The sequence below is a fragment of the Candidatus Sarmatiella mevalonica genome (genome assembly GCF_016751895.1).
In the GTDB taxonomy this organism is placed as follows: Bacteria; Pseudomonadota; Alphaproteobacteria; order Rickettsiales; family Rickettsiaceae; genus Sarmatiella; species Sarmatiella mevalonica.
On sequence record NZ_JACVVM010000061.1, the window covers coordinates 1 to 8,158 of the forward strand.

Below are 8,158 nucleotides of genomic sequence, written 5' to 3' on the forward strand. Positions count from 1 at the left end.
TTAAAGCGTTTAACCGTCCTTGCTGCATAAAACAGGTAAAAATACATCTATTTAGGCTTATAACAAAACTAAAACAGCTAAAAATGAGATTAATTTCTGATTTGACTAAAAAACTATGCAGTTTTTAATAGCAAAATCCTTATAAAATCACTCAAACTCCTTATAAAATCACTCAAACAAAAATTTTAACTACAAAATTTTCTAAAATCTCATCTTACAACGGTCCCTCTTTCGAAACTCACTCATGATGAGCAAATGCGAGGAGTATACGAAGCACATAGCCGCAGCGTACATGAAGTGCGTGAGGACTTGCGCATCGACAGCGTCGCCACAGTTGCCATCAGGAGTAGAGTTAGGAAAGAGGTCTAATGGAAAAAGCTAGAAGTTTAGAAGTAATACTACCGATAGCCCGCGCCTTCCATGCGGCAGATCAATGTCTATACGAAGGAAGCGGTTGGCCAGAGCCGAAAGGAGAAGCGGAGCCTGAATATTATTTAGAAAAAACATTAACATACTCAACACTCTCTACAATCGAAAATTTTACGAATCTTATAAGCGAAGGTCATATTCTTAACGATCATAATGGAAGAACCTTCACAACAGTGCTAAAATCTCTAGCATTTTATTACTTAGGCGTACCACCATTGATGATAGAAACTGGGTTTTTAGACAAGGAAAGTAAGGCTGGGATCACCGCACTACTAGTACTTGGTATGGAAAGGATGCAAAAGCAAATTGATAGTGGAAAATATTTCGATTTAGCCATTATTGATCCTGATAAAGAGGACCTAGAGTGGCCTACTAAAAAGGATCTAATTGATATATTAAAAAAATCAGCGCACATGATGATCTCAAAAGCGCATTTAAAACGGTGACACGATCCTCCCAAACGGATAAAATGACCTTGTATAATGCTTTGAATTACGCAAGCGCCTGGCAGAAGCCTGATCGAGAACAGAAAGATCCATTCACCCAAACACTTCAACAAAATGCATAGTGATGATGAATATAACTGATTTTTAGAACTTTTTAGAACTTTCTCGCACATCCATTCCTTTACAATCATCGTAAAAAGTGGTAAATTCTTCGGTTGATAGCAACTTCCAAATCAAACGCCCCTCATTGAACCTCATTGATGAGGGCGTTTGGTCTTGGCTGTTAACTTAAAAATTTTATTACTATTCATCAATTCAATATAAATATCCAATAAAATATCCAATAATTAAAATTTAAATAATTTTTAAATAATTTAAATAATAAAAATACATTAGACTTGTTCCTCAACAAACATTGCTTTCGAAAAAATGAATAAAATAACCACTGCATTAATAAAAAACATACCTAACACATTGCTCTACCTCCTACTACTACCCTGTGCACTCACTGCCTGCGATAATAACAAACGAACCAGAACAATAGCGGAGCTCACCACCTCACTAGAAGTACAGCATCAAGAAGATGTAGTAGTACAAGAGATAGACTCATACAATCTTTTTAGCAAAGATCAGCAACGCTCCTCTTTTAAACTCACTCCAGCCCCAATACAGGCTAAGCCTTTAGTGCATAATAACATACTGTATGCTGTAGACTCTAAACTCAACGTCGTTGCATTTAATTTACTATCTAAAAAAATTCTCTGGTCCTCACATCTCATCTCTCACGCCAATGACAAACATATTGGAGGTGGCGTTGCTCTAGACGGAAACAAACTATACGTTACAAACGGCTCCCGCTCGTTATTTACAGTAGATGCGGATAACGGAAAGGTGTTGTTTACTAAAGATTTCGATGATGTTATCAGATCCGCGCCCTTGGTTGTTGCGCCCAATAAGGTGTTTGTACGTACAGTAAATAATAAAATCGCTTTGCTGGATGCGAGCCAATCAAAAATATTATGGATGCAAGAGGGGTTAACGCAACCATTATCTTCAAACATACACGCTGCACCAGTGCTATATAACTCCAACATTTTAGTATTTTATAATTCCGGTGAGATAGCATTATTTAACAAAGAAAACGGGCAACCAGAAAAAGTAATTAATTTATCTAAAGCCGACGGAGATAGCGTAATACAGTCCTTAGACGCAAGTTTTGCCTGCGAACCGATAATAGATGGGGATTTTGTATATCTGGCACTTAATAACAAAAAACTAGTAAAGTTAAAACTATCTGATTTTAGCATTGTCTGGAGCAAAGAAGTAGACGGTATACAAGCAATCAAAATTAACAGCAATAATTTATTTGCTTTAAATAACGCAAAACAATTAGCAGTTTTAAATGCTAGCAACGGCAACATCAAGCGCGTCTATAACCTGGTGCATCAACACAAAATGTCTAAAACTCCACCAGAATTCTTGCTGCAACCTCTTGTAGACCTTTCAGATTCACGCCTATCCATGGTTGTGCTTGGCGGTCATAAAACTTACAGAGTGGATTTAACTCAGCCTTATACTTCTCAGAGCGATTCAAATGCGCTAGTGTCTGTTGTGAAGCATCAGCCAGCGCATCAATATTTATGGGATGAAAATAAAGGTCTAATTTTTATTCATGGTAATAAACTCGTAATATTATCTAATAAAACTACTAAAGAATTATCTTCCTAAAAAAACTATCCAAGAAAAATCCTTAAGAAAATAAAAACTACAATATGTGGCAACCGCAAAATAGCATAATTCATTTCGTTGGTATAGGCGGTATTGGTATTAGTGGCATTGCGAAACTAATGCATGGCCTGGGTTATAAAGTGCAAGGTTCTGATATTGCAGCAAACTCTAATACCAAGCGTCTAGCAGATATGGGGATAAAAATTTTCATCTCTCATAAACCCGAAAATGCAGCCACCGCATCCTGCGTCGTAATATCTAGTGCTGTCAATAAAGAAAATCCAGAGGTAGCTCACGCTATAGCAAACAAGATTCCGGTCATTAGTCGCTCACAAATGCTCGCGGAACTAATGCGACTTAAAACGTCAATAGCCATTTCTGGTTCACACGGAAAAACTACCACTACATCGATGGTGGCTAATCTATTTAAGCATAATAATTTAAACCCTACTGTGTGCATTGGTGGTATAATGAATGATACTGATGCAAATGCATATCTGGGCTCTAGCCAATATTTTATAGTAGAGGCGGATGAATCCGATGCTACTTTCATCAAAATCCCTGCTAGCATAGCAGTTATCACTAATATTGACCCCGAACATCTCGATTTTTATCATAGCTTTGATAATCTTCTCTCAAGCTTTAAAACCTTCATCACCAACCTACCATTCTATGGCTTTGCTGTTTGCTGCTTAGATCACGAAAGAGTGAGCGCATTAGTGCAACAAACGCACGAGAGAAAAATTATTACCTATGGTATAGATAACGAACAAGCGCAGGTAAGGGCTGTGAACATTAAATATTATGATTATCACTCTGTGTTTGATGTAGTAGCGAACTTAAATAGTAATAGAATCTTAATAGAGTCGCTAACCCTCTCTGTGCCAGGTAAACATAACATACTCAACAATCTAGCTGCCATAAGTATAGGATTAGAGCTGGACTTTGGCGTTAAATCTCTCGTAGAAAGCGCACGCAGTTTTAATGGGGTGCAGCGACGTTTTACCAAAATAGCCTCCTTTCAAGGCGCTGATGTGATTGACGACTATGCTCATCATCCAGAAGAGATTAAAGCAACATTAGCAGCAGCAAAACTGATTGCGCGTAATAGATCGAGCAAAGTGCTATCTGTCTTTCAACCTCATAGATATACTAGACTGCGTGATTTGTTTGAGCATTTCGCTCTATCTTTTCAAGATGCTGACGTTGTGTATATCACAGATGTATACAGCGCAGGCGAGGAGCGGATAGATGGCTTCTCTGCGCAACATCTAGTAGACGAAATTAATCAAATACAAAGATCTTGCTCTGCTAATAAGACTCGGCTTGCACGCTACCTACCGTTAACTCAAGAAGATATATTGCTCGCATTAACCAGCGACGTTGAAGAGCAAGATGTAGTTGTTATGATGGGCGCCGGTAATATCTCAAATTTTGTTAAACAATTATTTCATGTGTAGTTATATAGAACAAGAGCTACTGCATGCTCCAACAGCACCTGGAGTTTATCAGATGCTTGATGGCCAAGGAAAGGTGATTTATGTTGGAAAAGCAAATAACTTACGAACACGCATTGGTTACTACACTAAACATGACCTCACCGGCAAAACTGCGCTTTTGGTACAAAACGTCAGACGATGTGAATATTTAATATGCAATAGTCCAGACAGCGCATTGATACTAGAGGCGCAGCTTATTAAAAAACTTCAACCTAAGTTTAATATCCTGCTAAAGGATAGCAAGGGTATTTGTTATATTACAATAGACTTAAGCCATCAATATCCAAAAATAGAGAAGCATAAAGGTAGAATAGATTTTCAAACATTAAATAAAAATACAAAATGTTTCGGTCCATTCGTGTCTATTAAACAAGTAGAGCATACTATAAAAGAACTATGCGATTATTTTCGAGTCAGAACTTGTAGCGATTATTTCTTTTCTACTAGAAAGCGTCCTTGTTTACAATATCAAATAGGTTTGTGTAGCGCCCCATGCGTTAAAGAAGTAGATCAAGAGCAATATGCAGATAATATCAAGCAAATTATAGATTTTCTTTCTGGCAAAAATTATCTACAAGAAAAACTACTAAACCAAATGGAAGAGTTTAGTAGGCAGATGCGTTTTGAAGAAGCGGCGAAGGCCAGGAATAAAATTAGAGCCTTAAGTTATTCTCAAGCTTCTGGTAATACTATTCCTCATTCAAAATCAGATGTTGACATCATCGCCTTCGTTTTCAAGCAAAAATACTGCGCTATAAAAGTTTTTTCATATCGTAACCGTTTTTATCATACTTCTACTGATTATGCATGTGAACTAATAGATAATGACAATTCCGAAAGCATAACGCAGTTTTTCATAGCGTTTTATCAACATAATACTATACCGGAAGAGATTATAGTTAATATTAACGTGCAGGAAGCGGCGGCAATTGAAAATTTATTTTTGTCTACAAAGAACAAAAAAGTGAAAATAACAAATCCATACAACAACTCCTTGCGCTCCATCATGAATAATGTGGAAGACAATGCTCATGCGGCATTAGAGAAGTTTCTAGATAAAGCTGTGCAAGACTCTTGTAATCTGTTAGAGTTGCAAAAAATTTTAGGTCTCTTAAAACCTATACGTAGGATAGAAGTATACGATAATAGCCACATCAGTGGAGCATTTGCTGTAGGCGTAATGGTGGTACTCACCTCTGATGGGTTTGATAAAAGGGAATATCGCAAGTTCAACGTAACTCACCCAAAACAAATACCAGACGACTATTACATGCTGTCTCATGCACTAACAAAAAGATTATCAAAATTGTGTGAAGGTTACGAGAATCAATCAAGACAAGGCCATGAAAAATTTATACAAGATATACCAGACGTCATGTTAATAGATGGGGGGGTGGGGCATTTTAATATAGCGCATAATCTACTCAAACAATATAATTTAGACGACAGAATAGCCGTTATAACCATCGCCAAAGGTGAATATCGTAATAAAGGCGGAGAATCCTTTTATACTCACAACGGCCCTTTTACACTAGATAATGACTCTTCTCTTATGAAATACCTACAAATCGCGCGGGACGAGGCTCATAGATTTGCGCTGAATGTGCATAAAAGAAGGAGGAGTAAGGCTCTTTCTCATTCAATACTAGACAATATGCATGGTATTGGCCCAGCAAGAAAGAAAAAATTACTAACATACCTGGGATCTGTGGAGGCTGTAATGCAGGCTAGTGCAGAACAAATTCGTATGGTGCCAGGCATTAGCGATGATATTGCTCAAGAGTTAGTGAAAATACGTAAAAGTATGATGGAGTAGCAATGGATATAGAGGGAATATAAATTATGAGCTGGACAACAGAAGAGATACTTACCGCACTAGATGAGCTGCTTGTTAGATTCTTTCCGAAGCCCGCTCATGATGAGCAAATGCCAGAAGCATACGAAGCGCAGAGCCGCAGCGTACATGAGGTACATGAGAATTTCGAGCCAGCAACACAGCCACAGTTGCCATTAGGAGTAGAGTCTATTAAAGCTCATGCTACCAACAGCGAGAAGCACAACGTTATACGCTTCAACTCCAAACTCATTCAAAATAATGACATTTTTATAGCTATAAGTGGTGGTAATGGAGATGGGCATTTATATGTAGATGACGCTATTTCAAGAGGCGCTAGCTGCCTAATTATCAGCAACGAGCAGGTTTTTGATAGTCTAGTTCTATCGCATACTAACAAATGCATAGTGTTGGTTAATGATGCTCAAGAGGCGCTGCAAAGCCTAGCTATATATAAGAGATCCAAAGTACCAAGCACCACATGCATCATTGCAATCACCGGTAGCCTTGGCAAAACCAGTACTAAGGAGGCTCTAGGACAGTGCTTGAGCGCGATAGATGACTCAACTTTTGTATCTTACAAAAATTTTAATAATTATTTAGGGCTCTTGATAAACCTAGCATCGCTGAACGAAAACGCGAAATACATGGTGTTTGAGCTTGGTATGAACTGTAGCGGAGAAATAGCGCAACTATCAAAGTTACTACAGCCAAATATAGTAATAATTACCAATATCGCTCATGTTCACTTGGCATTTTTCCAAGACTTACGTGGCATTGCTAGCGCGAAAGCGGAAATTTTTTGCGCACATCCAAACATAGCAATTATAAATGCAGAAAACGAATACTCCACCCTTTTGCATAAAGCAAAGGCATGCGCCGTAGAGCGGATCTACTCCTTTGGATCTAGCCAAGAACACGGTGAATTAATTGGATATGAAGCACTGCGGGAGACTGGTGCAACTAATGATGGGGCGCGAGTGAAGCTTACCTTTAATATATTGGGTCAAACAGTTAGTTTCGTAAGAGATAAACTACCAAAACATTTTGCTCAAAACTGGGTAGCTCTTCTTATTTTAGCAAAAGTATTGAACCTTGACATCAATAGATTCTGCGAGTCTCTCACCCTCTTCCACTCAAGTAATTTGCGTTTTGAGCTATGCAGCGCTACGTTTTGCGATATAAAGTACTCTATTATCGCCGATTGCTATAATGCAAGCCCCACCGCGACCAAATGTGCGTTACAATATCTAGCAGACTTCTCGAATAAAAATAAAATTGCCGTGCTTGGCCAAATGCTAGAACTTGGCGAGCGAAGTAAAGAGATGCACGTGGCCTTGAGAGAAGAGATTGTAAACGCTAATCTTTCTGCTCTAATATTGATTGGGGATGATTGGTATGATCTGTATGAACAATTAAAAAATTATACACTACTTCAGCATCTGTACTTTTTCTCGACGTCAGACACAAGCACGCATAAACTTGGCGAAGCATGCTATAGCGATGGGTGGGAGACGAGAGTGAGCGAGCTGTTACTGAGTATTATAACGCAAGATGCAGTGGTATTACTGAAAGCCTCTAGATCTTTTAAATTTGAAAGGATACTAGATGTTTTACGCTCTACAATAAATTAATTAAGAACCAGTCACGTAAAATATTGAAATATAAAGAAGAATTGCTATAATAGGCGTCAAAAAAAGAGAAAAGATGTCAAAAAAATATAGTAGCGACACTAGTGATAAAGAGTGGGAATTAATAGAAAAAGGGACCGTTGTAAGATGAGATTTTAGAAAATTTTGTATTTTGTAGTTAAAATTTTTGTTTGAGTGATTTTATAAGGATTTTGCTATTAAAAACTGCATAGTTTTTTAGTCAAATCAGAAATTAATCTCATTTTTAGCTGTTTTAGTTTTGTTATAAGCCTAAATAGATGTATTTTTACCTGTTTTATGCAGCAAGGACGGTTAAACGCTTTAAATTAAAACAGATTGCATTCATAAATTCAGCAAATTGATTTTTTGCTATTCCTACATATCGCAGTCGTTTATTATCCTGAGCAAACACCCTTTCGAAAGGAGATCTAATGTAAGTATAATAGCGGTCGAGATCAAAATTCTTTTCCTTCATATTGTTTTTCTTAATAGCACATAGATGAACTCCCTTACGAGCCGCTGCTATCCTGGCGGGAGCAACGCAATAACCTTTGTCAGCATATGTAGCTC

Annotated in this window: 6 protein-coding genes and 1 pseudogene; 6 read left to right on the forward strand and 1 reads right to left on the reverse strand. The window is 37.7% G+C overall.

What is annotated here, in order from left to right; translation table 11 throughout:
• The first annotated feature begins 244 nt into the window (after positions 1 to 244).
• From Sarmat_RS05205 to Sarmat_RS05230, 6 genes are all read left to right on the forward strand, one after another.
• Positions 245 to 382 (forward strand): hypothetical protein, encoded by a 138-nt coding sequence (locus Sarmat_RS05205; protein WP_202149744.1) that lies wholly within the window; start codon positions 245 to 247, stop codon positions 380 to 382.
• Positions 369 to 875: a hypothetical protein gene (locus Sarmat_RS05210; protein ID WP_202149745.1), complete on the forward strand. Its 507-nt coding sequence runs from the start codon at positions 369 to 371 to the stop codon at positions 873 to 875. Before Sarmat_RS05205 ends, Sarmat_RS05210 begins: the two co-directional genes overlap by 14 nt.
• Before the next feature lie 429 nt (positions 876 to 1,304).
• A complete protein-coding gene (locus tag Sarmat_RS05215; RefSeq protein WP_202149746.1) occupies positions 1,305 to 2,603 on the forward strand; it encodes an outer membrane protein assembly factor BamB family protein in 1,299 nt (432 codons plus the stop codon).
• Between the two features lie 44 nt (positions 2,604 to 2,647).
• On the forward strand, positions 2,648 to 4,063 hold the full coding sequence (gene murC, locus Sarmat_RS05220) for a UDP-N-acetylmuramate--L-alanine ligase (protein WP_202149747.1): 1,416 nt from the start codon (positions 2,648 to 2,650) through the stop codon (positions 4,061 to 4,063).
• Complete coding sequence (gene uvrC / locus Sarmat_RS05225) at positions 4,038 to 5,918, forward strand: excinuclease ABC subunit UvrC (RefSeq protein WP_202149748.1); 1,881 nt, start codon at positions 4,038 to 4,040, stop codon at positions 5,916 to 5,918. Before murC ends, uvrC begins: the two co-directional genes overlap by 26 nt.
• A gap of 26 nt (positions 5,919 to 5,944) precedes the next feature.
• Positions 5,945 to 7,570, forward strand: a complete 1,626-nt coding sequence (locus Sarmat_RS05230) for a UDP-N-acetylmuramoyl-tripeptide--D-alanyl-D-alanine ligase (protein WP_202149749.1) — start codon at positions 5,945 to 5,947, stop codon at positions 7,568 to 7,570.
• A gap of 313 nt (positions 7,571 to 7,883) precedes the next feature.
• Here Sarmat_RS05230 and Sarmat_RS05235 read toward each other — a convergent pair.
• Positions 7,884 to 8,158: pseudogene (locus Sarmat_RS05235) on the reverse strand (hypothetical protein); the annotation flags it as partial.